The 25213-nt window shown below is 61.3% G+C and carries 16 protein-coding genes and 1 pseudogene; 12 read left to right on the plus strand and 5 right to left on the minus strand.

All coding sequences use genetic code 11. The features are described 5' to 3' along the window. Positions 1-63 precede the first annotated feature (63 nt). From putP to OZ428_RS02920, 4 genes and pseudogenes are all read left to right on the plus strand, one after another. Positions 64-1548, plus strand: coding sequence for a sodium/proline symporter PutP (gene putP, locus OZ428_RS02905; RefSeq protein WP_269132645.1), 1485 nt, complete (start codon positions 64-66; stop codon positions 1546-1548). Positions 1549-1752: 204 nt separating this feature from the next. Further along, a pseudogene (locus tag OZ428_RS02910) lies at positions 1753-3713 on the plus strand (type VI secretion system Vgr family protein). Between the two features lie 21 nt (positions 3714-3734). Further along, positions 3735-4415 carry a DUF4123 domain-containing protein gene (locus tag OZ428_RS02915; protein ID WP_269132646.1) on the plus strand — a complete coding sequence of 227 codons (681 nt, stop codon included), beginning with the start codon at positions 3735-3737 and terminating at the stop codon, positions 4413-4415. A 97-nt stretch (positions 4416-4512) separates the two neighbouring features. Then, complete coding sequence (locus tag OZ428_RS02920; protein WP_269132647.1) at positions 4513-5349, plus strand: 23S rRNA (adenine(2030)-N(6))-methyltransferase RlmJ; 837 nt, start codon at positions 4513-4515, stop codon at positions 5347-5349. 76 nt (positions 5350-5425) lie between these two features. Here OZ428_RS02920 and msrA read toward each other — a convergent pair whose 3' ends face one another. The 4 genes from msrA to aceE form a co-directional block, all read right to left on the minus strand. Next, positions 5426-6073, minus strand: coding sequence for a peptide-methionine (S)-S-oxide reductase MsrA (gene msrA / locus OZ428_RS02925; protein WP_061435036.1), 648 nt, complete (start codon positions 6071-6073; stop codon positions 5426-5428). A gap of 73 nt (positions 6074-6146) precedes the next feature. After that, positions 6147-8840: a putative bifunctional diguanylate cyclase/phosphodiesterase gene (locus OZ428_RS02930; RefSeq protein ID WP_269132648.1), complete on the minus strand. Its 2694-nt coding sequence runs from the start codon at positions 8838-8840 to the stop codon at positions 6147-6149. Between the two features lie 305 nt (positions 8841-9145). After that, positions 9146-10786 (minus strand): dihydrolipoyllysine-residue acetyltransferase, encoded by a 1641-nt coding sequence (gene aceF / locus OZ428_RS02935; RefSeq protein ID WP_269132649.1) that lies wholly within the window; start codon positions 10784-10786, stop codon positions 9146-9148. Between the two features lie 11 nt (positions 10787-10797). Next, complete coding sequence (gene aceE / locus OZ428_RS02940; RefSeq protein WP_095014427.1) at positions 10798-13443, minus strand: pyruvate dehydrogenase (acetyl-transferring), homodimeric type; 2646 nt, start codon at positions 13441-13443, stop codon at positions 10798-10800. A 383-nt stretch (positions 13444-13826) separates the two neighbouring features. Between aceE and glnE the strand changes: the two genes are divergently transcribed. From glnE to OZ428_RS02980, 8 genes are read left to right on the plus strand one after another with little or no spacing between them, the layout of a single operon-like run. Then, positions 13827-16766, plus strand: coding sequence for a bifunctional [glutamate--ammonia ligase]-adenylyl-L-tyrosine phosphorylase/[glutamate--ammonia-ligase] adenylyltransferase (gene glnE / locus OZ428_RS02945; RefSeq protein WP_269132650.1), 2940 nt, complete (start codon positions 13827-13829; stop codon positions 16764-16766). A gap of 54 nt (positions 16767-16820) precedes the next feature. Then, positions 16821-17855 carry a lipopolysaccharide heptosyltransferase II gene (gene waaF, locus OZ428_RS02950; protein WP_269132651.1) on the plus strand — a complete coding sequence of 345 codons (1035 nt, stop codon included), beginning with the start codon at positions 16821-16823 and terminating at the stop codon, positions 17853-17855. 1 nt (position 17856) lies between these two features. Continuing rightward, a complete protein-coding gene (gene waaC / locus OZ428_RS02955; RefSeq protein WP_269132652.1) occupies positions 17857-18918 on the plus strand; it encodes a lipopolysaccharide heptosyltransferase I in 1062 nt (353 codons plus the stop codon). After that, complete coding sequence (locus tag OZ428_RS02960; protein WP_269132653.1) at positions 18918-20042, plus strand: glycosyltransferase family 4 protein; 1125 nt, start codon at positions 18918-18920, stop codon at positions 20040-20042. Before waaC ends, OZ428_RS02960 begins: the two co-directional genes overlap by 1 nt. Further along, on the plus strand, positions 20039-20845 hold the full coding sequence (gene rfaP, locus OZ428_RS02965; protein ID WP_269132654.1) for a lipopolysaccharide core heptose(I) kinase RfaP: 807 nt from the start codon (positions 20039-20041) through the stop codon (positions 20843-20845). Before OZ428_RS02960 ends, rfaP begins: the two co-directional genes overlap by 4 nt. Beyond that, positions 20845-21579 carry a lipopolysaccharide kinase InaA family protein gene (locus OZ428_RS02970; protein WP_269132655.1) on the plus strand — a complete coding sequence of 245 codons (735 nt, stop codon included), beginning with the start codon at positions 20845-20847 and terminating at the stop codon, positions 21577-21579. Before rfaP ends, OZ428_RS02970 begins: the two co-directional genes overlap by 1 nt. After that, positions 21576-22328, plus strand: a complete 753-nt coding sequence (locus OZ428_RS02975) for a lipopolysaccharide kinase InaA family protein (protein ID WP_269132656.1) — start codon at positions 21576-21578, stop codon at positions 22326-22328. Before OZ428_RS02970 ends, OZ428_RS02975 begins: the two co-directional genes overlap by 4 nt. Then, the gene (locus tag OZ428_RS02980) at positions 22328-23770 is read left to right on the plus strand and encodes a lipopolysaccharide kinase InaA family protein (protein WP_269132657.1); all 1443 of its coding nucleotides are present in this window, start codon (positions 22328-22330) and stop codon (positions 23768-23770) included. Before OZ428_RS02975 ends, OZ428_RS02980 begins: the two co-directional genes overlap by 1 nt. 26 nt (positions 23771-23796) lie before the next feature. Here OZ428_RS02980 and OZ428_RS02985 read toward each other — a convergent pair whose 3' ends face one another. Next, positions 23797-25185 carry a hypothetical protein gene (locus tag OZ428_RS02985; RefSeq protein ID WP_269132658.1) on the minus strand — a complete coding sequence of 463 codons (1389 nt, stop codon included), beginning with the start codon at positions 25183-25185 and terminating at the stop codon, positions 23797-23799. Positions 25186-25213 lie beyond the last annotated feature (28 nt).

Here is a 25213-nt window from a genome sequence, read left to right on the forward strand (position 1 = left end):
TTCCAGTGGGTGGCCGTCTGACAGACCGCTGCTACATAAAAACAAAGCCAGGGCGTCACTCTTATGAGCGTTAGTAATCCAACCCTGATCACGTTCGTGATCTACATCGCAGCAATGGTGCTGATCGGCTTCATGGCCTATCGCTCCACCAACAACCTTTCCGATTACATCCTGGGCGGTCGCAGCCTCGGTAGCGTGGTGACTGCCTTGTCGGCCGGCGCATCCGATATGAGCGGCTGGTTGTTGATGGGCCTGCCGGGCGCGATCTACATGTCTGGCTTGTCGGAAAGTTGGATCGCCATCGGCCTGATCGTCGGTGCCTACCTCAACTGGCTGTTCGTTGCCGGTCGCCTGCGGGTCCAGACCGAGCACAACGGTGACGCCCTGACCCTGCCGGATTACTTCTCCAGCCGTTTCGAAGACAAGAGCGGCCTGCTGCGGATCATCTCCGCCGTGGTGATCCTGGTGTTCTTCACCATTTACTGCGCTTCCGGCATCGTCGCCGGTGCCCGCCTGTTTGAAAGCACCTTCGGCATGTCCTACGAGACTGCGCTGTGGGCCGGTGCTGCAGCGACCATTGCCTACACCTTCGTCGGTGGTTTCCTGGCAGTGAGCTGGACCGACACCGTACAAGCCACGCTGATGATTTTCGCGCTGATCCTCACGCCGATCATCGTGCTGCTGGCCACCGGTGGCGTCGACACCACGTTCCTGGCCATCGAAGCCAAGAACCCTGACAACTTCAACATGCTGAAAAACACCACCTTCATCGGCATCATCTCGCTGATGGGCTGGGGCCTGGGTTATTTCGGCCAGCCACACATCCTCGCGCGTTTCATGGCGGCGGATTCGGTGAAGTCGATCGCCAATGCGCGTCGCATCTCCATGACCTGGATGATCCTGTGCTTGGGCGGCACCGTGGCGGTGGGCTTCTTCGGTATTGCCTACTTCTCGGCGCATCCGGAAGTGGCAGGTCCTGTGACCGAAAACCACGAACGCGTATTCATTGAGCTGGCCAAGCTGCTGTTCAACCCATGGATTGCCGGCGTGCTGCTGTCGGCAATCCTGGCGGCGGTGATGAGCACTTTGAGCTGCCAACTGTTGGTGTGCTCCAGCGCCCTGACCGAAGACTTCTACAAGACCTTCCTGCGCAAAAACGCCTCCCAGCTTGAGCTGGTATGGGTCGGCCGCCTGATGGTGCTGCTGGTTGCACTGATCGCCATCGCCATGGCTGCCAACCCGGAAAACCGCGTACTGGGCCTGGTGAGCTACGCCTGGGCCGGCTTCGGCGCCGCGTTTGGTCCTGTGGTGCTGATCTCGGTGATCTGGAAAGGCATGACCCGCAACGGCGCGCTGGCCGGTATTCTGGTGGGCGCAATCACCGTGATTGTGTGGAAACACTTCGAACTGCTGGGTCTGTACGAAATCATCCCAGGCTTCATCTTTGCCAGCCTGGCGATCTACTTCGTGAGCAAGATGGGCGCACCGACTGCCGGTATGGTCGAGCGTTTTGATGCTGCGGAAAAAGACTACAACCTCAATAAGTAATTCGCTGGGTGTTTAGCGCCAAGTGAGTTGAAAGAAAGGCCCGCGTCCTACGGATTGCGGGCCTTTTTTTGCGTGCGTTTTACGTCGGTCCGAAGAGGATTCAGACGCGTCTGTGTAGGGCTTTACTGATTTAGCGGCGACCTGCTCAGCCAGGGGGAGCCGTGATGCAGAATCGGTCCTCCACACCTAGCAGAGAAACACCGGATGTTCGCTCCTGCCAATCAAAGCGCCTTTACCCTGACCCTCGATGGGGAGCCCAGTGAATTCCAGGTCCACGGGTTTATGGGGGATGAGTTCATCAGCCTGCCTTTTCGCTTTGACCTTGAGTTGGTCAGCGAACAATCCGATCAAGACCTTGAGAGCCTGCTACATCGCCAAGCGTTCCTGGGGTTTGACGCCCATGGTCATGGGATTCATGGCCTGGTGTATCGGGTGGGGCAGGGCGATTCGGGCAGACGCCTTACCCGTTACCAGATCACGCTGGTGCCGCAGTTGGCTTATCTGGAACACAGCACCCATCAGCGGATTTTCCAGAAGAAAACGGTGCCCGAGATCATTGCGCAGGTACTGGAAGCGCAGGGTATCCAAAGTGATGCCTTTGCGTTTCAACTGAGCGGCAAGTATCCCGAGTGTGAATACTGTGTGCAGTTCGGCGAAACCGATCTGGAGTTCATTCAGCGTCTATGTGCCGAATCGGGCATTCACTATCACTTCCAACACAACCCTGAGCGACACCTGTTGGTGTTTGGCGACGATCAAAGTGTTTTTGCGCGGCCTGATCAATCCACGCCGTATTCGCCTGGTACCGGGATGGTTGCCGACGAGCCAGCGATCAAGCGCTTTATCCTGCGGCTGAAGACGTGTACCACCGGTGTGAACCTGCGTGACTACGATTTCAAGAAGCCTGGCCTGACGTTGGAAAGCGAAGCATCCAGTCGGCTGCGGCCCACCCTGGACGACCAGCGCTACCCGGGGTACTTCACGGATCGTGAGCAGGGTAAGTACCTGGCGCAACGCTTATTGGAGCGTCATCGCAGCGATTACCGTCAGGCCAGCGGCGCTAGCGACCAACCAGCGTTGGTGACTGGGCAGTTCTTGAAGATGACTGGACACCCTCGTCAGGAATGGAATGATTTGTGGCTGGTTACCCAGTTGCACCATGTAGGGCACCAACCTCAAGTGCTTGAGGAGTCTGTTGGCGATGAGTCGCCTCAAGGCTACAGCAATGAATTTGTTGTAACGCCTTGGGACGTAGCGTTTAGAACACCTTTGATTATGTCTCGGCCTCAAATAGCGGGTTACCAGAACGCAGTGGTGACCGGCCCTGCCGACAGCGAAATCCATTGCGACGAATAGGTCGGGTCAAGGTGCAGTTGGCGTGGGATCGTGACGGTGAGCATAACGACCATTCCAGCTGTTGGCTGCGGGTTGCAAGCGGTTGGGCGCATGATCGTTATGGGGCGGTATTGATCCCTCGGGTTGGTATGGAAGTACTGGTGGGCTTCGTTAATGGCGACATGGATATGCCGCTGGTCATGGGCTGCCTGCCCAATGCGGCCACCCAGGTGCCCCTCGATCTGCCTGCGGACAAGACTCGCAGCATCTTCCGCAGCCAGAGCAGCCCCGGTGGTGGTGGTTACAACGAGTTGCGCATCGAGGACCGCAAGGGGGCCGAGGAAATCTACCTGCGCGCCCAGCGGGATTGGACGCAGCACGTGCTGCATGATCTTCGGGTAAAGGTGGACGGTGAGTCGCATCACGAAATGCAAGGTGAGGAGCTGCGCATCATCCATGGCAACCGTCTGACCGACCTGAAGCAAGACGACCACTTGATGGTGGGCGGCTCACGGCAGGTTAGGGCAGGGCAGATCATCCAGATAGGCGCGGGGCAAAGCGTTGTGATCGAGGGTGGCGCAACCGTCACGATTCAGGCGGGCGGGCAGTCGATCACGCTGTCTGCGGGCGGGATTTTCAGCAGTGTGCCGATCCGGCTTGGCAGTGCGCCCGCAGCGACTGCAGCGCCGTTAACGCCTGGACTGAAGGAAACGTTGCTGGCGGTGATCCCCGCTCCGCTCAGCCGCGTGCAAGTGGCCAGCCTGAAGCGCAGCGCGCCTTTTTGCGAGGAATGCGAGCGTTGCAAAAACGGCCAGTGCGGCCCCATCTGACTTTTAAAGGGACTTACGAAGATGCATCAACCTATGTTGCCTGGTGAACAGATGTTTGCAGTGCTGGGCGCTGCCAGCGACGCCAAACCCCTTGAAGCCTGGCGGGCGCTCGCCGCCGGCCCGTTACATCCGGTTTGGGCCGGCACGGCGTATGCGGCATGGGACGAGGTCATGCCCTATGTAGGCGTCGTTGAGCCGGGCAGTCCTTTCCTGGAATGGGCCGCCTCCACTGATGCCACGGATTGGGGGTGGTTGGCCCTATCGACCCACCCGCTAGTAACCGTGATTGCACACCTGCAAGGGCTGACCAAGGTGTACCTGCCCGATGGCCAGGAAGTGTTCTTACGGCTCTGGGATGGTGCTCAATTCCTGCCGATTCTTCAGCAGGCAGGCGATGAGCTATTGCCGGTGTTCCAGCGCTACGTGATCAACGGCCAGTCGCTGACCGTCGCCACCGGCCCGGTCACTGCCGCCAGAGCGAGCCCGTGGTGGCGAGTGCCTGCGCCGTTACTGCAACATCTGGCCGAGCAATCGCCGCAAACCCTGATCGATAACCTCCTGCAAGGGCTCGAAGAGCAGCGCCCCGACCTCCACACCGCGTTTATTCCGACGACCTTGCGGCACAAGGTCGCCTACTTCGCGCGCCGCCGCGACGTCAGCCATCAGGGTTTGGCGGACTATCTGGCTTCAGAGTTGAGTTGAACCCAGCGCTCCCCTTCGACTTAAGCACCGCCCGGCACACCGCACTGCACCAACGCCCGCGTAAAAGGTAAACTTCGCCCCCTGCGCAGGAGCAACCATGAATTATCGTCACGCCTTTCACGCCGGCAACCATGCCGATGTCTTCAAACACCTGACCTTGACCCGCCTCATCGCTCTGATGTCGCGCAAGGAGCAGCCGTTCGCCTACCTCGACACCCACGCCGGGATCGGCCTGTACGACCTGCAGGGCGACCAGGCCAACCGCACCGGTGAATACCTGGAAGGCATTGCGCGCCTGTGGGGTGAAAGCGACTTGCCGCCGTTGACCGCTGATTACATGCGCGTGCTGCATGAGATGAACCCGGACGGCCAGTTGCGTTACTACCCTGGCTCGCCGGAACTGGCGCGACGCCTTACCCGCCCCCAGGATCGCGTGCTGCTCAATGAAAAACACCCGGAAGACGGCGTGCTGCTCAAAGACAACATGAAGGGTGATCGTCGGGTGAAGGTTCACCTGGGCGAAGGCTGGCATGTGCCGCGTGCCCTGCTGCCGGTGCCGGAAAAACGCGCATTGATGCTGATCGACCCGCCGTTCGAAAAACTCGACGAGATGCAACGCTGCGCCGCTTCCCTCAAGGAAGCCGTGAGCCGCATGCGCCAGACCGTCGCGGCCATCTGGTACCCGGTGAAAGACCAACGCCTGTTGCGCCGTTTCTACCAGGATCTGGCCGGCACAGGTGCGCCAAAGTTGCTGCGTGTGGAATTGCTGGTGCATCCGCTGGACACACCCAACACCCTGACGGGCTCGGGCCTGGCGATTGCCAACCCGCCGTGGGGCTTGGAGGAGGAGTTGCGTGAGCTGCTGCCGTGGCTGTCCAAGAAGCTGGGTCAGACCCAGGGCGGGTGGCAGATGGATTGGCTGATCGCTGAATAGTCAGCGGCGTCCGGGCTGTTGTGGTGAGCGAGCAAGCTCGCTCACCACAGGGGATTTGTGTAAGCACAAGATGGCGTCAGATCGGGCAGGTCACACCTGTGCCACCGATGCCGCAATACCCCTGCGGATTCTTCGCCAGGTACTGCTGGTGATACGCCTCGGCAAAATACACCGTCGGCGCTTCTTCGATCTCGGTGGTGATCGCACCCAGGCCAGCCTTGGTCAACTCACCCTGATAAGCCTCGGCGCTCGCCTGCGCCGCCGCCAATTGCTCCGGCGTGGTCGCGTAGATCACCGAGCGGTACTGGCTGCCGATGTCGTTGCCCTGGCGCATGCCCTGGGTCGGGTTGTGCAGTTCCCAGAACATCTTCAGCAAGTCTTCGTATTTCACCTTGGCCTGGTCATACACCACCAGCACCACTTCGCTGTGGCCGGTCAGGCCCGAGCAGACTTCTTCGTAGGTCGGGTTCGGCGTGTAGCCGCCGGCGTAACCGACCACGGTGCTGACCACGCCATCGCGCTGCCAGAACCGGCGCTCCGCACCCCAGAAGCAGCCCAGGCCGAAGATCGCAAAGCCGACGTCATCCAGGAAGGGGCCGAGCAGCGGGTTGCCGTTGACGAAATGCGTCTCCGGCAGGTTCATCGGGGTTTCACGGCCAGGCAGAGCTTGTTCTTGAGTGGGCAGCACGTTTTTGTTCACCAGAATTTCCGAGCGCAAGACCATGATCAGTCCTCTCGTCAGGTTGAGTTAGCGGTAAAGATTCAGACAGCCAGTGTGCCCGAGTGTTACGGCGCTGTCAGGCGATTGGCCCGCGCGGGTAGCGTTTGAGCATCGCCAGCAGCTCTGCACCGGGGATCGGCCGGTCAAACAGGTAACCCTGACCGACATCGCACCGGTGCCGGCGCAGGAACGCCAGTTGCTCGGCGGTCTCGATGCCTTCGGCCACGACCTTGAGCTTGAGGTTGTGGGCCATGGCGATCACGGCCGAGGTGATTTCCATGTCGTCCTGGTTGTCCGGGATTTCGTGGATGAAGCTGCGATCGATCTTGATGATGTCGATGGGGAATTTTTTCAGGTAACTCAGCGACGAGTAGCCGGTGCCGAAGTCGTCCATGGCCAGGGTCAGGCCAAAGCTTTTCAGTTGATCAAGCTGCAGGCGTGTGTCTTCGGTGGCTTCCAGCAGCAGGCCTTCGGTGAGTTCCAGCTCCAGCAGGTTGGCCGGCAGCTGTTCTTCCTTGAGAATCGCGGCAATCGAGGCCACCAGGTCCGGGTCGGAGAACTGCTTGGGCGACAGGTTGATCGCCACCTGCAAGTTGCCCATGCCGCCGGCGCTCAGTTGCTTGCTCATGCGGCAAGCCTGGCGGGCGATCCATTTGCCGATCGGGATGATCAGGCCGGTCTCTTCCGCCACGCTGATGAATTGGTCCGGGCGGATCATGCCCTTTTCCGGATGGTTCCAGCGCAGCAGCGCTTCCATGCCTAGCAGGCGGCCGCTGCGCAGGCACAGCTTGGGCTGGTAGAACACGTCCAGCTCGTTCTGGGTGAGGGCGCGGCGCAGGTTGTTCTCGACGAACAGCTTGTAGCTGGCTTCGGCGTTCAGCGCTTCGGTAAACACCTGGACCTGATGCTTGCCGTTGGCCTTGGCCTTGTGCAAGGCCAGGCCGGCGTTGCGCATCAGGGTCTGCGGGTCGCGCCCATGCAGCGGCGCGCAGGCCAGGCCCACGGAGCCGGTGACGCTGATCAATTGGTTGTCGACGAACATCGGTTTGTCGAGCGTCGCCAACAACTGGCTGGCAACCTGCTGGCCGCTCTCCAGGTCGGTGTCATCGAGCAGCACCGCGAATTCGTTACTGGCAAACCGCGCCAGGCTACCACCCGCACTCAGGCTGTTGCGCAAACGCCGCGCGAGGCTGATCAGCAGCTTGTCGCCGGTCTGATGGCCAAGGCTGTCGTTGATGCGCTTGAAGTTGTCGATGTCCACCAGCAACAGGCTGATCGGGCTGTCGCTGTCGCGGGCAAAGCGCTCGTCGAGGTTGCGGATGAACGCCGGGCGGTTGCCCAGGTTGGTCAGGTTGTCGGTGTAGGCCAGGCGCTCGATGCGCTGCTGGGCCAGCTTGGTCTGGGTGATGTCTTCGTAGATGCCGATGTAGTGGGTCAACTCGCGGTTGTCGCCATACACCTTGGAGATCGACAGCTGGCCCCAGTAGGGTTCGAGGTTTTTGCGCCGGCTCTTGAATTCACCCTGCCAGCTGTTGCTCTTGGCCAGGCTCGACGGCGCATCGAACAGCAATTCACTGAGGTTTTCCAGCGCTGGCAACTGGGCCAGGCGATGGCCGTGGACCTCCTCGGCGCTGTACTGGGTGATCGCGGTAAAGCTTGGGTTGACGTACTCCACCACGCCGTCGCAATTGACCAGCAGAAAGGCGTTGGCACTTTGCTCCACGGCGCGCTGGAACAGGTGCAGGGCGCTGGTCGCGGTACGGCGGTTGTGGTTGTTGATGACCTGCGCGAACTGATCGGCCAGCTCACCGGCAAAGGCAATTTCATCGGCCTGCCAGGCGCGCGTGCTGCCGCTTTGCTCCAGGCACAGCACGCCCACCACATGGCCGTCGACGCGAATGCTTGCGTCGAGCATGGCGTGGATGTCTTTGTCGCGCAGGCTGTCGGCCATTTCCCGGGTGCGTGGGTCGCGCAGCGCGTTGGTGGCGTCGATCGCCCGGCTGCTGTGCAAGGCTTCCAGGTAGTCCGGGAAGCAGCTGGCATCGATGGATTCAGGCAGGTGGTGCTGCCCGTCGGCGCGGTGGTAGGCCGAGATCGGCACCAGGCGCTGACCTTCGAGGTTCCAGATGCTGGCGCAGTCAATCTGGTAGATATCACAGGCACTGCGGGTGATCAGCTCGGCGGCTTCTTGCAGCGAATTGTTAGCTGTGTAGCGCTGGCGGGCCAGCAGCAGGATCAGCTCCTGCTGGGCGCGCACCCGCTCCAGGTGCTGCAATTGTTCCTGCTGGGCGCGCTGGTTGAGCTCCAAGGCGATCTGCAGGCGGCTGTTCTGGTTCTCCAGGTCTGCCGTCGGGGCGGCGGTGGGAATCTCGCTGAACAGACCGTCGACCACCATCAGGTAGCCGCGCAGCAGGTGGCGATTGTGTTGCTTATAGGCTTCACCCATTTCCAGCAGGCTCAGCGGCCCGTCGCTGGTGTGCAGGGTGTAGCGCACCAGGTAATGCGGGCTCTGGGTCAGTTGCTGCTGGATGGTGTCGTGTAGTTGATAACGCGCCTGGGGCTCCATCAGGCTGGCGTAGGGCGTGCCGATCAAGGCACACAGCTCGACCGCTGGCAGGCCGAATTGGCGTTCGCAATTGGGATCGAGGTAAAGCAGGGCCCAGCTTGCCTCATTCAGCCGCTCGAAACGCAGCATACCGAGGCGCGAAGGCACCGGTAACTGCGTCACTACCTCGGCCGCCATACGGGCGACATCGGGTTGGCTTTTCATGGGGGAAACTCACTTGAAATTACGCGCACGGCGCCGGGCTCACGCCCTCTTTTCTGTTGCCTGCGGCAAGGTTGCATCATGCGGCGCGGGCTGACAAGAGAGGATGAAGGCTAAGTGCTATAAGGGTGTTATCGGCCGCGAAAGGGATTTCTGCAATCGGGGTGATGGAAGGTGTACAAGCTTGTTTTTGTTGTCCAACAAACCGGCAAAAAAAGCCCCGCCAAGTGGCGGGGTTGAGGTACGAGCGTGGCGCTCGAAAATCGGTGCAACCAGGCCTCCCGGGTGAACGGGAGGCCTGTTCGTGCTTACAGCAGGATGGTGCGGATGTCGTTCAGCAACTGGCTCAGGCGCTGGGTGAAGCGAGCAGCAGCGGCGCCGTTGATCACACGGTGATCGTAGGAAAGCGACAGTGGCAGCATCAGCTTCGGCTGGAACGCTTTACCGTCCCACACAGGCTGGATGGTGGCCTTGGACACGCCCAGGATCGCCACTTCCGGCGCATTGACGATTGGCGTGAAGCCAGTGCCGCCAATGTGACCGAGGCTGGAGATGGTGAAGCACGCGCCCTGCATGTCGTCCGGGGTGAGCTTCTTGTCGCGGGCCTTGGCCGCCAGTGCAGCGGCTTCGGCAGCGAGTTGCAGCAGGCTCTTCTGGTCGACGTTCTTGATGACCGGTACCAGCAGGCCATCCGGGGTGTCGACGGCAAAGCCGATGTGCACGTACTTCTTGCGGATGATCGCCTTGCCGCTTGGCGCCAGCGAAGCGTTGAAGTCCGGCAGTTCCTTGAGCAGGTGCGCGCAGGCCTTGAGCAGCAGCGGCAGCACGGTCAGTTTCACGCCGGCTTTTTCGGCCACGGCTTTCTGCGCAACGCGGAAAGCTTCCAGGTCGGTGATGTCGGCCTGGTCGAACTGAGTCACGTGCGGGATGTTCAGCCAGCTGGCGTGCAGACCGGCCGCGCCGATTTGCATCAGGCGGGTCATCGGCACTTCTTCGGTTTCACCGAAGCGGCTGAAGTCCACGGTACGGATCGGCGGAATGCCCGAACCACCGGTAGCAGCGCCAGCAGCCGGAGCTTCCTTGGCTTTCTGCATCATGGCCTTGACGTAGACCTGCACGTCTTCCTTCAGCACGCGACCGTGAGGGCCGGTGGCCGACACAGCGTTCAGCTCAACGCCGAACTCACGGGCCAGCTGACGCACGGCAGGCCCGGCGTGAACCTTGGCACCGCTTGGCGCAGGTGCGGCAGCAGCAGGGGCCGGTGCGGCCTCGGCTTTTGCAGCAGGTGCAGGCGCAGCAGCCGGTGCAGCTTCAGCCTTGGCGGCGGGAGCGGCGGCCGGGGCCGGCGCAGCAGCAGGTGCAGCGCCTTGTACTTTCAGTTTGAGGATGAAGTCGCCAGTGCCGACTTCGTCTTCCAGCTTGACCGCGATGCTTTCCACCACGCCGGCAGCCGGCGAAGGGATTTCCATGGAGGCCTTGTCGGACTCCAGGGTGATCAGCGACTGGTCGGCTTCGACGGTGTCGCCGACCTTGACCAGCAGCTCGATGATCTTGGCCTTGCCCGACGAACCGATGTCCGGGACGTGAATGTCCTGGACGCTGGCAGCGGCAGGTGCAGCAGCCGGGGCCGGAGCGGCCTCGGCAGCCGGCTTTTCAGCAGCGGGCGCAGGTGCGGCAGCGGCAGCAGGAGCCGCCGCAGGGGCCGCATCAGCGGCACCTTCGATTTCCAGTTCCAGCAGTTCGTCGCCTTCTTTCAGGCGGTCGCCCAGCTTCACTTTCAGGCTCTTGACCACGCCGGCCTTGGGAGCAGGGATTTCCATGCTCGCCTTGTCCGATTCCAGGGTCAGGATGCTCTGGTCGGCTTCGACGGTGTCGCCGACCTTCACAAACAGCTCGATTACTTCACCTTCACCGCTGCCGATGTCAGGTACGCGAATGAGTTCGCTCACAAAAAGTCTCCTCAGCAGTCCAGTGGGTTGCGTTTTTCCGGGTTGATCCCGAACTTGACGATAGCGTCTGCCACCACCTTAGGTTCGATCTCACCACGGTCAGCCAAGGCTTCCAGGGCTGCCAACACCACGAAGTGACGGTCGACTTCGAAGAAGTGACGCAGCTTCTTGCGGCTGTCACTGCGACCGAAACCGTCGGTGCCCAGGACTTTGAATTCCTTGGACGGGACCCACTGGCGAATTTGTTCAGCAAACAGTTTCATGTAGTCGGTCGAAGCGATCACCGGACCTTTACGGCCATTCAGGCACTCTTCAACGAAGGTGCGCTGTGGCTTCTGGCCAGGGTGCAGGCGGTTGTGACGCTCTACGGCCAGGCCGTCGCGACGCAGTTCGTTGAAGCTGGTCACGCTCCATACGTCGGCGCCGACGTTGAACTCGTCACGCAGGATCTTCGCCGCTTCACGCACTTCGCGCAGGATGGTGCCGGAGCCCATCAGCTGTACGTGGTGCGCTGCTTCCTTGGTGTCTTCTTCGAGCAGGTACATGCCCTTGATGATGCCTTCTTCCACGCCAGCCGGCATTGCAGGCTGCTGGTAGGACTCGTTCATCACGGTGATGTAGTAGAAAACGTCCTGCTGCTCTTCGGTCATCTTCTTCATGCCGTCCTGGATGATCACCGCCAGCTCATAGCCGTAGGTTGGATCAAAGGTGCGGCAGTTCGGGATGGTGGCAGCCAGGATGTGGCTGTGACCGTCTTCGTGTTGCAGGCCTTCGCCGTTCAGCGTGGTACGACCGGCGGTACCGCCGATCAGGAAGCCACGGGTACGGCTGTCGCCTGCTGCCCACGCCAGGTCGCCAATGCGCTGGAAGCCGAACATCGAGTAGAAGATGTAGAACGGCAGCATCGGCTGGTTGTGGCTGGAGTACGAAGTACCGGCAGCGATGAAGGAGCTCATGGCGCCCGCTTCGTTGATGCCTTCTTCGAGGATCTGGCCCTTCTTGTCTTCCTTGTAGAACATCACCTGGTCTTTATCGACTGGCTCGTAGAGCTGGCCGACGGAGGAGTAGATGCCCAACTGACGGAACATGCCTTCCATACCGAAGGTACGGGCTTCGTCCGGGATGATCGGCACGATGCGCGGGCCGATTTCCTTGTCCTTGACCAGCTGCGCCAGGATGCGCACGAAAGCCATGGTGGTGGAGATTTCACGGTCGCCCGAGCCGTCGAGGATAGCCTTGAGGGTGCTCAGGTCTGGCGTCGGTACGCTGAAGCTGTTGGCGCGACGCTGAGGCACGAAACCACCCAGTGCGGCGCGACGTTCGGCCAGGTAACGGGCTTCGGCGCTGTTCGGCTCCGGCTTGAAGAACGGCAGGTTCTCCAGCTCTTCGTCCTTGACCGGAATGTCGAAGCGGTCGCGGAACAACTTCAGGCTGTCGACATCGACTTTCTTGGTGTTGTGCGCAGTGTTCTTCGCTTCGCCGGCACCGGTGCCATAACCCTTGATGGTCTTGGCCAGGATGACGGTCGGTTGTTCTTTGTGGTTGACCGCTTCGTGGTACGCCGCGTAGACCTTGTACGGGTCGTGGCCGCCACGGTTGAGTTTCCAGATTTCGTCGTCGGACAGGTCTGCAACCATTGCCTTGAGTTCAGGCGTGTTGAAGAAGTGTTCACGCACGAACGCGCCGTCTTTGGCTTTGTAGTTCTGGTACTCGCCGTCGATGACTTCGTCCATGCGACGTTGCAGGATGCCGTCGACGTCTTTGGCCAGCAGTGGGTCCCAGAAGCGGCCCCAGATGACTTTGGTCACGTTCCACTGAGCACCGCGGAACACACCTTCGAGTTCCTGGATGATCTTGCCGTTGCCGCGAACCGGGCCGTCGAGGCGCTGCAGGTTGCAGTTGATGACGAAGATCAGGTTGTCCAGCTTCTCGCGGCCAGCCAGCGAGATGGCGCCCAGGGATTCCGGCTCGTCACACTCGCCGTCGCCTAGGAAGCACCAGACTTTCTGCTTGCCTTCAGGGATGAAGCCACGGGCTTCCAGGTACTTCATGAAGCGCGCCTGGTAGATCGCCTGGATTGGGCCCAGACCCATGGAAACGGTCGGGAACTGCCAGAAATCAGGCATCAGCCAAGGGTGCGGGTACGACGACAGGCCGTTACCGTCCACTTCCTGGCGGAAGTTGTTCATGTGTTCTTCGGTGATGCGGCCTTCCATGAACGCACGGGCGTAAACGCCTGGAGAAGTGTGGCCCTGGAAGTAGATCAGGTCGCCGCCGTGTTCGTCGGTCGGGGCCTGGAAGAAGTAGTTGAAGCCGATGTCATACAGGGTTGCGCTGGAAGCGAAGCTGGAGATGTGACCGCCCAGGTCCGAATCTTTCAAGTTCGTGCGCATTACCATCGCCATGGCGTTCCAACGTACCAGCGAGCGAATGCGGCGTTCCATGAACAGGTCGCCAGGCATGCGTGCTTCGTGGGTAACAGGGATGGTGTTGCGGTATGGCGTAGTGATGGCGTAAGGCAGTTGCGAGCCGCTGCGGGTCGCGAGTTCGCCCATACGGGTCATCAGGTAGTGAGCACGGTCTTCGCCTTCTTTGTCGAGAACCGATTCCAGGGCGTCCAGCCATTCCTGGGTTTCGACGGGATCGAGGTCTTGCATGGCTTGCTCCAGGGCGGAAAGGCTACCAGAATCGGTTGCCTGAAGTTTGCGACTGGCCTTGTGGGCAGACGACATAAATTCTTGGATGGCCGAAGGTTGCTTCGGCGTCCTGTAGTTTTACTACAAATCGTCGGCCATTTCAGCCTTTCGAATGTATATACGAGTAGTAAAACTACACAAGACTGAGCGTATGGCTCGGTCTGGCTGGTGAGCATAATCGTTATTGTTGATCTTTTGCGAACAAGAAAAGGTGAATGTTTGATGTTGGCTGCCAAAATGAAATTAATTTCAGCTATTTCTAACCTTTGTTCGACAGTCCTTCATAGAGCGTGGTTCTTGCGTTCACAGCCACACGCCATTTACGCGCCGAACAAGGATAGACCATGAGCCTTCCAACACTCGCCGAACTACCGGCGATTCTCTTGCCAAAAGCCCAGCGGGCCGAGCAGTCATTTCGTGACGCAGTGGCCGCGCTGGACGACGATCATGGACTTTCTGCGTGGACGCCGCAACGGTGGGCCGACTTCGCCCGCGTGTGCGCGGCCAGTGATTTCGTCATTGAACAGAGTGTTCGTGACCCTTTGATGTTGCTCGAACTGGTGGCCTGGGGCGAGTTGGACCGTGGTTTCGCCCCTGATGAGCTGTGCGGGCAAATTGCTGGCGCCGTGCAACAAGCCGAAACAGAAGATGAGCTGGGACGTGTGCTGCGTCGCCAGCGTACGCGCCAGCAGGTGCGCATCATCTGGCGCGACCTGACCCGCCAGGCGGACCTGGTGCAAACCTGCCGCGACCTCTCCGACATGGCCGACGCCAGCATCGACCAGGCCTACCAATGGCTGTACCAACGCCACTGCGTGCAATTCGGCACGCCCACCGGCCGGCGCAGCGGCGAGCCGCAGCACATGGTGATCCTGGGCATGGGCAAGCTCGGCGCGGTGGAGCTGAACCTGTCGTCGGATATCGACCTGATCTTCGCCTACCCCGAGGGCGGCGAAACGGTCGGAGTGAAGCGCTCCCTGGACAACCAGGAGTTTTTCATCCGCCTGGGTCAAAAACTGATCAAGGCCCTCGACCCTATGACCGTCGACGGCTTTGTGTTCCGCGTAGACATGCGCCTGCGGCCTTACGGTTCAGCGGGTGCGCTGGTGCTCAGTTTCAATGCGCTGGAGCAGTACTACCAGGACCAGGGCCGCGACTGGGAACGCTACGCCATGATCAAGGCGCGCGTGGTGGCTGGCGATCAGGTGGCGGGTGCGCAGTTGCTGGACATGCTGCGACCGTTTGTCTATCGCCGCTACTTGGACTTCTCCGCCATCGAAGCGCTGCGCACCATGAAGCAGTTGATCCAGCAGGAAGTGCGGCGCAAGGGCATGGCCGACAACATCAAGCTGGGCTCGGGCGGTATCCGTGAAGTGGAATTCATCGCCCAGGCCTTCCAACTGATCCACGGCGGTCGTGACCTGAGCCTGCAACAGCGGCCGTTGCTCAAAGTGCTCGGTACGCTGGAAGGCCAGGGCTACCTGCCGCCGGCGGTGATCGCCGAATTGCGCAATGGCTACGAATTCCTGCGCTACACCGAACACGCGATCCAGGCGATTGCCGACCGGCAGACGCAAATGCTCCCGGACAGCCCGGAAGACCAGGCGCGCATAGCCTTTATGTTGGGCTTTGCCGACTGGACCGCCTTCCACGAGCGGCTGATGTACTGGCGCGGTCGGGTGGATTGGCATTTCCGCCAGGTGATTGCCGATCCTGACGAAGAAGAGGGCGAAGAAAGCGAGTTGGTGGTGGGCGGTGAGTGGTTGCCGCTGTGGGAAGAATCCCAAGATGAAGAGGCGGCTTGCCGCCAGTTGGCTGAAGGCGGCTTTACTGATGCGACCAAGGCGCTCAAGGCGTTGGCCGGCCTGCGCAACAGCCCGCAATTGCGCGCCATGCAGCGTTTGGGGCGTGAGCGGCTGGATGCGTTCATTCCGCGCCTGCTTGCCCAAGCGGTGGAACACGCCAACCCGGACCTGGTGCTGGAGCGCGTGCTGCCATTGGTCGAAGCCGTCGCGCGGCGTTCCGCTTATCTGGTGCTGCTCACGGAAAACCCCGACGCCCTGCGTCGCCTGTTGACCCTGTGCGCCGCCAGCCCGTGGATCGCTGAGCAGATCACCCGCTTCCCGCTACTGCTCGACGAACTGCTCAACGAAGGCCGTCTGTTCAAGCCACCCTTGGCGCCTGAATTGGCCGCCGAGTTGCGCGAGCGTCTGACGCGCATCCCGGAAGACGACCTTGAGCAACAGATGGAAGCCCTGCGTCACTTCAAGCTGGCCCACCGCCTGCGCGTGGCCGCTTCGGAAATCGCCGGCAGCCTGCCGCTGATGAAAGTCAGTGACTACCTCACTTGGCTTGCCGAGGCGATTCTCGAACAAGTGCTGGCCCTGGCCTGGCGCCAGACCGTGGCGCGCCATGGCTCGCCGCAACGGCTGGACGGCACTCTGTGCGATCCTGGGTTCATCATTGTCGGTTATGGGAAAGTCGGTGGGATCGAACTGGGGCATGGTTCGGACCTGGACCTGGTGTTTATCCACGATGGCGATCCGCAGGCGGAAACCGATGGCGCCAAGCCGATCGACGGGGCGCAGTTCTTTACGCGCCTGGGCCAGCGCATCATTCACTTGCTGACCACGCAGACCAACTCCGGCCAGCTGTACGAAGTCGACATGCGCCTGCGGCCTTCCGGCGCGTCCGGTTTGCTGGTGAGCTCGCTGGGGGCGTTTGACCGCTATCAACAAAATGAAGCCTGGACCTGGGAACATCAGGCCTTGATTCGCGCGCGGGTGCTGGTGGGCAGCCAGGATGTGGGCCAGGCATTCGAGCAGGTGCGGGCCAAAGTGCTGGGGCAGCAACGCGACCTGGCGAAGCTGCGCCAGGAGGTCAGCGAGATGCGTGCCAAGATGCGCGACAACCTGGGCACCAAGACCACGGCGGCCGGCACCGGCGCCAATGCCTTCGAGGCCACGGCGGCGTTCGACCTCAAGCAGGACGCCGGAGGTATCGTCGATATTGAATTTATGGTGCAATACGCGGCTTTGGCGTGGTCTGCGCAACATCCATCGTTGCTGCGCTACACCGACAATATCCGCATTCTGGAAGGCCTGGAACAGGTGGGCTTGATGCCCGCCGCCGATGCCCATCTGCTGCGCGAGGTGTATAAGGCCTACCGTTCCGCCGCGCACCGCCAGGCCTTGCAAAACGAGGCCGGCACGGTGGCCGGGGATCAGTTCGCCGACGAACGGCGCCAGGTGATGCGAATCTGGCGAGAGCTGGGGTTGAGCTGAAACACTATTAGGGCGGGGAGGCATAAGCCTCCCCGCATCGTTTGTGGAAACTACATGAATATTCTGATCGTTGGGCCCAGTTGGGTCGGTGACATGGTGATGGCGCAGACACTGTTCCAGTGCCTGCGTATGCGCTACCCGGACTGCCAGATCGACGTACTTGCCCCTGAGTGGAGCCGGCCGATCCTCGAACGCATGCCGCAAGTGCGCAAGGCCCTGAGCTTTCCGCTCGGCCATGGCGCGCTGGAGCTGGCGACCCGCCGTCGTATCGGTAAATCCCTGGCGGGCGAATACGACCAGGCGATCCTGCTGCCCAATTCGCTCAAGTCGGCGTTGGTGCCGTATTTCGCCGGTATCCCCAAGCGCACCGGTTGGCGTGGCGAATTCCGCTACGTGTTGCTCAATGACGTGCGCACCCTGGACAAAGCCCGCTATCCGCTAATGATCGAGCGCTTCATGGCCCTGGCCTACGAGCCGGGGGGCGAGTTGCCCACGCCGTATCCGCGTCCGAGTTTGCAGATTGATCCGGTGAGCCGTGACGCCGCCCTGGCCAAGTTCGGCTTGGAACTCGACCGTCCAGTCCTGGCGCTGTGCCCCGGCGCCGAGTTTGGCGAGTCCAAGCGCTGGCCGTCGGAGCACTACGCCAAGGTTGCCGAGGCCAAGATCCGCGAAGGCTGGCAGGTCTGGTTGTTTGGTTCGAAGAAAGACCATCCGGTGGGCGAAGACATTCGCCAGCGCCTGATTCCTGGCCTGCGTGAAGAGGCGGTCAACCTCAGTGGTGACACGTCGCTCGCCGAAGCCATCGACCTGCTGTCCTGCGCCGACTCGGTAGTGTCCAATGACTCCGGCCTGATGCACGTCGCCGCCGCGCTGAACCGCCCGCTGGTGGCGGTGTACGGCTCCACATCGCCGGGTTTCACGCCGCCGTTGGCCGACAAAGTCGAAGTGGTGCGCCTGGGCCTGGAGTGCAGCCCGTGTTTTGATCGCACCTGCCGTTTCGGTCACTACAACTGCATGCGCCAGTTGCTGCCGCAGCCGGTGAACGAAGCCTTGCAGCGGTTGCAGGGCTCTGCGGTCGAGGTCCGATAGTTTGCGCGTACTGGTAATCAAGACCTCATCCCTGGGCGACGTGATTCATGCCTTACCGGCCCTGACCGACGCGGCGCGGGCGATTCCCGGCATCCGGTTCGACTGGGTGGTGGAAGAAGGCTTCGCCGAGATTCCCACCTGGCACCCGGCGGTCGATAGGGTGATCCCGGTGGCGATCCGCCGCTGGCGAAAAAATATCTGGCAGACCCTCAAGAGTGGCGAATGGCGGCGCTTCAAGCAGCAAGTCCAGTCGACCAAATATGACCTGGTGATCGATGCCCAGGGCCTGCTGAAAAGCGCCTGGCTGACCCGCTACGTGCGTGCGCCCATCGCGGGTTTCGACAAGCATTCCGCGCGCGAGCCGATGGCTGCACGTTTCTATTCCCGTCGCCTCGCCGTGGCGCGTGGGCAGCACGCGGTGGAGCGGCTGCGTCAGCTGTTCGCCGTGGCCCTCGGTTATGACTTGCCCAAAGGCTTGGGCGACTACGGCCTGAGCACTGAAAAGCTCCTGGGCCTGCCGCCGAAAAAGCCGTTTGTACTGCTGCTGCACGGCACCACCTGGGACACCAAACACTGGCCCGAAGCCTACTGGCGTGAGCTGGCCGAGCGCATGGGGCGTCTGGGCGTCGACGTGAAATTGCCTTGGGGCAACGCTGCCGAAAAAGCCCGCGCCGAACGCTTGGCCCAAGGCCTGCAAAACGCCGAAGTGCTGCCCAAATTGAACCTGGCCGGCGTCGCCCGCGTACTGGCCGGCGCCCGCGCCTGTGTGGCGGTGGACACCGGTCTCGGTCACTTGGCCGCCGCGCTGGATGTGCCGACCATTTCCCTGTTCGGCCCGACCAACCCCGGCCTCACCGGCGCCTATGGCAAGGGCCAGATTCACCTGGCCAGCGACTTCCCATGCGCGCCGTGCCTGCAAAAGCAATGTACCTATCAACCGACGGCCGACGACCTGCGTCGGTTCGACATCAAGCGCGAGTCCCCCCTGTGCTTCACGCGCCTGAATCCTGAGCGTGTGGCAAGCCGACTGAGCACGTTGTTATTGGCTGAGGAGCTGCACTGATGCAACTGGCTTTTGTGCTGTACAAATATTTCCCCTTCGGTGGCCTGCAGCGCGACTTCATGCGCATCGCCCTGGAGTGCCAGCAGCGCGGCCATCAGATTCGTGTCTACACGCTGATCTGGGAAGGCGACATCCCGCCCGGCTTTGAAGTGCTGGTGGCGCCGGTCAAGGCGTTCTTCAACCACCGGCGCAATGAGAAACTCAGCGCCTGGATGGCCTCCGATCTGGCCAAGCGCCCGGTGGACCGTCTGATTGGCTTCAATAAAATGCCTGGCCTGGATGTGTACTACGCCGCCGACGGCTGCTTTGAAGACAAGGCGCAAAACCTGCGCCACTCGCTGTACCGCTATTTTGGCCGCTACAAGCACTTTGCCGAGTACGAGCGCGCGGTGTTCGCCAAGGACGCCAAGACCGAAGTCTTGATGATTTCCGAAGTGCAGCAGCCGCTGTTCATTAAGCATTACGACACACCACTGGAGCGCTTTCACCTGCTGCCGCCGGGCATTGCCCAGGACCGGCGTGCGCCGCCGAATGCGGCTGAAATCCGTGAAGGATTCCGTAAGGAGTTCAACCTGGGCGACGACGATTTGCTGCTGGTGCAGATCGGCTCGGGCTTCAAGACTAAGGGCGTTGACCGCAGCCTCAAAGCCGTTGCCGCGTTGCCGTCTGAGCTGAAAAAACGTACGCGCCTGTTTGTCATCGGCCAGGACGACCCCAAAGTATTCCAACTGCAAAGCGCTACGCTGGGGCTGGGGGACAATGTGCAGTTCCTCAAGGGCCGCAGCGATATCCCGCGTTTCCTGTTGGGGGCCGACCTGTTGATCCACCCGGCGTACAACGAAAACACCGGCACGGTATTGCTTGAAGCCCTGGTGGCCGGGCTTCCGGTGCTGGTCTCGGCCGTATGTGGTTATGCCCACTACATCGCTGAAGCCGACAGCGGCCTGGTGCTGGATGAGCCGTTCGAACAAGCGCAGCTCAACCAGTACCTGGCGAATATGCTCACTGACACTGCACAGCGCGCGGCCTGGAGCCGCAATGGTTTGGCTTTCGCTGAGACGGCCGACCTTTACAGCATGCCGCAGCACGCTGCGGATGTGATCCTGGCGGAGCCAAAACGATGAAGTTGATTCTTGCCGAACCGTTCAAGACGTTATGGGCCGGGCTTGATGCCTTTGCCGAAGTCGAGAAGCTGCAAGGCGAAGTATTCCGCGAGCTGGCGGCGCGTCGCACCCTGCGTACCGTGGTGGATGGCCGTCCGTATTTCGTCAAAATCCACCGTGGCATTGGCTGGGGCGAGATCTTCAAGAACCTGATCACCGCCAAGCTGCCGGTGCTGGGTGCGGGCCTTGAGTGGGCGGCGATTCATCGCTTGCAGGAACTCGGCGTGCCCACCATGACCGGCGTCGCCTTCGGTGAAAAAGGCAGCAACCCGGCCGACCAGCACTCGTTCATCATCACAGAAGAACTGGCGCCAACCCTCAGCCTGGAAGATGTGACGATCAATTGGGTGGCCTCGCCTCCGACGCCTGCGTTGCGTCATGCACTCACTCATGAACTGGCACGCATGGTCGGCGACATGCACCGTGGCGGCGTAAACCACCGCGATTGCTACCTGTGTCACTTCCTGCTGGACACGGCCAAGCCCATCGATGCGAAGAACATCAAGCTGTCGGTGATCGACCTGCACCGTGCCCAACTGCGCGCGCACTTGCCGTTGCGTTGGCGTGACAAGGACCTCTCCGCGCTGTACTACTCGGCGCTGGACATTGGCCTGACCCGTCGCGACAAGCTGCGTTTCCTCAAGGGTTACTTCCGCCAGCCGCTGCGCCAGATCCTGGCCGAGCAATCGGCGTCGTTGAACCTGATGCAGCGCAAGGCCGACAAGCTGTATGCGCGCAAGCTACGTTACGGGGATGCGATCTGATGGCGGGTTGGAACCTGGGACCGGCCTACGCGAACCTGGCGGATGATTTTGGCAGTCTTGAAGCGGTATTCGCCTTGCAAGGCGAGCGCCTGACCCGTGACCCATTGTCGGAAGTGATCCGCGTAGAGCGTGGCGGGGTCAATTACTACGTCAAGCGCTACACCGGCGCAGGCAAGGGCCTGCGGCGTTACCTGGGCAAGCCTCGGGTCAAGTCCGAGTGGCAGAACCTCAAGCGCTTCGCCAAGTGGGGCATTCCCACTGCCGACGTGGTTGCCTGGGGCCTGGAGCGCAAAGGCCTGGCCTACGACCGTGGGGCGATGATCACCCGCGAGCTGCCGAGGACCGAAGACCTCTCGGTGCTCGCCGAGCGCAACGATGCGCGCCTGCGTGACCCCAAGTGGGTCAACGCGGTGAGCCGCCAGCTCGCCGAGTACACGCGCACCATGCACGATCATCGCTTTACCCATAATGATTTGAAGTGGCGCAACCTGCTGATCGATGACCAGGCCACCCTGTACCTGATCGATTGCCCCAATGGCGACTTCTGGCGCGGGTTCTGGCTCAAGTACCGCATCACCAAAGACCTGGCCTGCCTGGACAAGGTGGCCAAGTATCATCTGTCCGCCACCCAGCGCCTGCGTTTCTACATGCAGTACCGTCAGCGTCGGCACCTGAGTGCATCGGATAAAGAGCGGATTCGCCACGTGGTGAAGTTTTTCGAGGGACGCGAATGAGTGATTTCCTGGCGGCTGAAGACCGTGCGCTGCTGGAGCGCCACGGCCTGGCGACGTTCGACGCCTTGTGGGCCAAACAGCTGGACGCGGTGGATGAACCCAATACCAGCCGTGGTGGCTGGAGCAGCGTGTTCCGCCTCGAACTCGACGGCCAGGGTTATTACCTCAAGCGCCAGAGCAATTACCTGACGCGCAGCTTGCACCGCCCCTTGGGTGAGCCGAGTTTTTCCCGCGAATTCCGCAATATCAGCCGTTACCGCAAGCTCGGCATTCCGGCCTTGCAAGCGGCGTTCTACGGCGAGCGTAAAGTCAACGGCGAACATCGCGCCATGTTGCTGACTCGCGCCCTGGACGGCTGGAATGACCTGGATTCGCTGCTGGAGCAATGGCCTTCATTGAGCGATGCCCAGCACCGCGCGATCTTGCTGGCCTGCGGTCAACTGGCGCGTCGGCTGCACAGCGTCGGCCAGGTGCATGGCTGTTTTTATCCCAAGCATATTTTCCTGCAGGCCACCGGCGACGGTTACGGTGCGCAGTTGATCGACCTGGAAAAAACCCGCCCGCTGCTGTTTGGCTGGCGCGATCGGGTCAAGGATCTGGAGCCGTTGTTGCGTCGCGCACCCCAATGGTCTGATGCGCAGGTGCGCCAACTGTTGGCGGCGTATCTGGAACTGCCTGCGGACAGTTCGTTGGTCGACACCTGGTTCCAGCGCCTGAGCGCCCGCCGTAGCCACAAGGAAAACCGTTGATGCGTTTGTCCGAGCTGAAAACCGCCGGCCGTTCCCCCGACTTGCCCATGACCCTTGAACTGGCTGATGCGGCGGGCCCCGGCCAGTTGCAATTGCTGAGCCTGTTGCGCGTGCTGCCGGGCGAGCGCTACGTAGGCGCTGCCGTATGGCGTGGGCGCCCGGTGCTGGCAAAATTGCTGGTCGGCAGTAAGGCGGCGCGGCATTTTCAGCGCGAGCTTACGGGTGTGCGCCTGCTTGCCGAGCAAGGGCTGACCACGCCGTTGCTGCTGGCCGATGGCTTGCAGGAAGGCGAGGGTGGCTGGCTGCTGTTCGAGTTTATTGAAGGCGCCGAAAGCCTGGCTGACGCCTGGCATGCCGTCGAAGGTCTGCCGCCGCTGTCCGACGAGCAAACCGCCGTGCTCGCCGAAGCGCTGGGCGCGATTGCGCAGATGCACACCCAGGGCCTGTGGCAGGAAGACCTGCACCTGGACAACCTGCTGCGCCAAGACGGCAAACTGTATCTGATCGATGGCGCCGGGATTCGTGTGGAAGAGGCGGGCAAACCGCTGTCGCGCAACCGCGTACTGGAAAACCTCGGCGTGTTTTTCGCTCAGTTGCCGAAGAACCTTGAGCCGTTTACCGAAGAGCTGTTGGTGTATTACCTGCTCGGCAACGGCGAACACGCCTTGCCGCTGGAAGCCCTGGAAAAACAGGTGCGCAAAGTCAGCGCCTGGCGCCTGAAGGACTTTCTCAACAAGGTCGGCCGCGAATGCACGCTGTTCAGCGTGCTGCGCGGGCCGTTTGCCTTGCGTGCCATCCGCCGCGAGGAAGAAGCCGCGATGCTGCCGGTGCTGGAACAGGCCGATGCGCTGCTCGACCAGGGCCATCTGTTCAAGACCGGTGGTGCCGCCACGGTGGCCAAGGCTGAAGTGGCCGGTCGTGCGTTGGTGATCAAGCGCTACAACATCAAGGGTTTCGCCCACTGGCTCAAGCGCTTCTGGCGCCCGAGCCGCGCCTGGCATTCCTGGCGCGAAGGCAATCGCCTGACCTTTCTTGGCATCGCCACGCCCAAGCCGCTGGCCGTGCTGGAAAAGCGTTTTTTCTGGCTGCGCAGCCGTGCCTACCTGGTGACCGAACTCATCACGGGGCCGGACATCATCGAGCGCTTTGCGCCCTACGTTGAACAAGGCGATGCGCCGGAAGATGAGCTGCTGGCCCTGGATCACCTGTTTGCCGAACTGATCCGCGAGCGCATCAGCCATGGTGATTTCAAAGGCCACAACCTGTTCTGGGACAACGACCGCTGGTCGTTGATCGACCTGGATGCCATGCGCCAACACACCTCCGCCGCGAGCTTCGCCCCGGCGTTTGCCAAGGACCGCGCGCGGTTTATGCGCAACTGGCCTGAAAGCAGCGCGTTGTATCAACTGATCGATCAGCGCCTGCCTAAACAGATCGCCTGATCCGTTTAGGCCTCAGCTTGCCGGCGCTATTGCGCGTTGACCAGCGTGGTACGGGTTTTGTATTTGCCCTGGATAAAGTCCTGGCTGGCGAAGAAATACCCGTAGTCCTGCAGGTACATGACCGTGCCAGTCGCCTGGTAGTTATCGCCAGTAGCCGTGCAATTGAGCTCTTTCGCGTTGCCGCTCAGTGCCGAATTGACTTTGCTGGCCGGCAGTTCGCGTGCGACGACGCAGGTCGAATCACGGGAGAGCAGGCGGTCCTCTTCGGCGGTGTTGCGATTGCGCTCTTTTACCTTGAAGCCCAGCGTTGCGCCGACCGGCATGTGTTTCCAGTCGCCGGTGAAACTGAGTTGTTCAAGGTGGCTTGCGGCCGAGACGTTCAACCCGCGCAATTCAAATCCGCCTTGGAATGTCAGGCTGAACAATCCACGGAACGTCGTGATGTGGGCGGTCGAGAACTTAGTCACGCGGCGGGCTTTAAGTTGGTTTTCTGCAGCGCCGGGCTCAATGAATACGTCGGTTTGCAGGCTGGAGGAGCCCAGGTCGCGCTTCTCCACAAGGTGATGGAGTGACTGAGGGGTAGCGGGCATGCCCAGGGCAGAGATGGCCGCCGTTACCGTTGCGGGAACGGGCGGTGGTGTCAGGGTTTCCTGGACCTTGTCGCGTGCAACGGCGACCGGCAACTGCGCAACGGTTGACGAACATGCAGCTTTGAGCAGGGACTGGCTGTCCGCCTCGGCGCTGCTGAAGGGCTGGTCAATGGGGACGGCGACGACGTTGCCGAAGGTGACCTTGTTGTTTTGGGTGAGGCTGAAGGCCGCCAGGGTGCGATAGGTCTGGCGATTGCAGTTGACCTCTAAATGGATACGCGTCTGGGCGTAGGGCATTTTCTTGAGTTTGTTGATCAGGATGAGCGGCTCATCGTAGGCGCCCCAGAGCTCCACTTTCTCGCCCACGGTCTTGAGGCTGGCGCGGTCGATGAGCAACTGGCGTTGAGTCTCTGTCGTGCTGACCAGGCGCCAATCCGGGCGCTGCGTGCGGGCGCAAGCGTCGGTAAAGCTGGTGTTCTGTTGCAGTTCGCCAATCACTGCGGGCACCAGGTCACGCATGACCGTGATGCGAGTAGGCTGGCCATCGCGCCCTGGGGTGCCGGGGGCTTCCAGATACAGCAGGCTCCCGCTCGGGGTGGTGCAGGATGCCTGGATCTGCGCGATATCCGGCACAGAGGTGTTGTTGGTCAGGGTGACATGAACCTGGTAACTGAGGTCGTCGCCATCGCGCATGATCGAATCGGCCAATAGCGGCTTCTTGAGCATGTCTTTATACGGGGCGTCGGCCTTGTCGCCGCTCTTCAGCCCTTGCGCGCCGCAACCACTGAGCAGGCCTAGGGCGACGATAACCGCGATGTGTTTCATGAGCGTTCCTTGCAGGGATGAGAGGTGA

The organism is Pseudomonas sp. GXZC, assembly GCF_026967615.1.
Classification (GTDB): domain Bacteria; phylum Pseudomonadota; class Gammaproteobacteria; order Pseudomonadales; family Pseudomonadaceae; genus Aquipseudomonas; species Aquipseudomonas azotoformans_A.

Bases quoted from the DNA above. Each gene is read 5' to 3' on its own strand.
- putP (WP_269132645.1), top strand. From the start codon at position 64: ATGAGCGTTAGTAATCCAACCCTGATCACGTTCGTGATCTACATCGCA.
- OZ428_RS02915 (WP_269132646.1), top strand. From the start codon at position 3,735: ATGCATCAACCTATGTTGCCTGGTGAACAGATGTTTGCAGTGCTGGGC.
- OZ428_RS02920 (WP_269132647.1), top strand. From the start codon at position 4,513: ATGAATTATCGTCACGCCTTTCACGCCGGCAACCATGCCGATGTCTTC.
- msrA (WP_061435036.1), bottom strand. From the start codon at position 6,073: ATGGTCTTGCGCTCGGAAATTCTGGTGAACAAAAACGTGCTGCCCACT.
- OZ428_RS02930 (WP_269132648.1), bottom strand. From the start codon at position 8,840: ATGAAAAGCCAACCCGATGTCGCCCGTATGGCGGCCGAGGTAGTGACG.
- aceE (WP_095014427.1), bottom strand. From the start codon at position 13,443: ATGCAAGACCTCGATCCCGTCGAAACCCAGGAATGGCTGGACGCCCTG.
- glnE (WP_269132650.1), top strand. From the start codon at position 13,827: ATGAGCCTTCCAACACTCGCCGAACTACCGGCGATTCTCTTGCCAAAA.
- waaF (WP_269132651.1), top strand. From the start codon at position 16,821: ATGAATATTCTGATCGTTGGGCCCAGTTGGGTCGGTGACATGGTGATG.
- OZ428_RS02960 (WP_269132653.1), top strand. From the start codon at position 18,918: ATGCAACTGGCTTTTGTGCTGTACAAATATTTCCCCTTCGGTGGCCTG.
- rfaP (WP_269132654.1), top strand. From the start codon at position 20,039: ATGAAGTTGATTCTTGCCGAACCGTTCAAGACGTTATGGGCCGGGCTT.
- OZ428_RS02970 (WP_269132655.1), top strand. From the start codon at position 20,845: ATGGCGGGTTGGAACCTGGGACCGGCCTACGCGAACCTGGCGGATGAT.
- OZ428_RS02975 (WP_269132656.1), top strand. From the start codon at position 21,576: ATGAGTGATTTCCTGGCGGCTGAAGACCGTGCGCTGCTGGAGCGCCAC.
- OZ428_RS02980 (WP_269132657.1), top strand. From the start codon at position 22,328: ATGCGTTTGTCCGAGCTGAAAACCGCCGGCCGTTCCCCCGACTTGCCC.
- OZ428_RS02985 (WP_269132658.1), bottom strand. From the start codon at position 25,185: ATGAAACACATCGCGGTTATCGTCGCCCTAGGCCTGCTCAGTGGTTGC.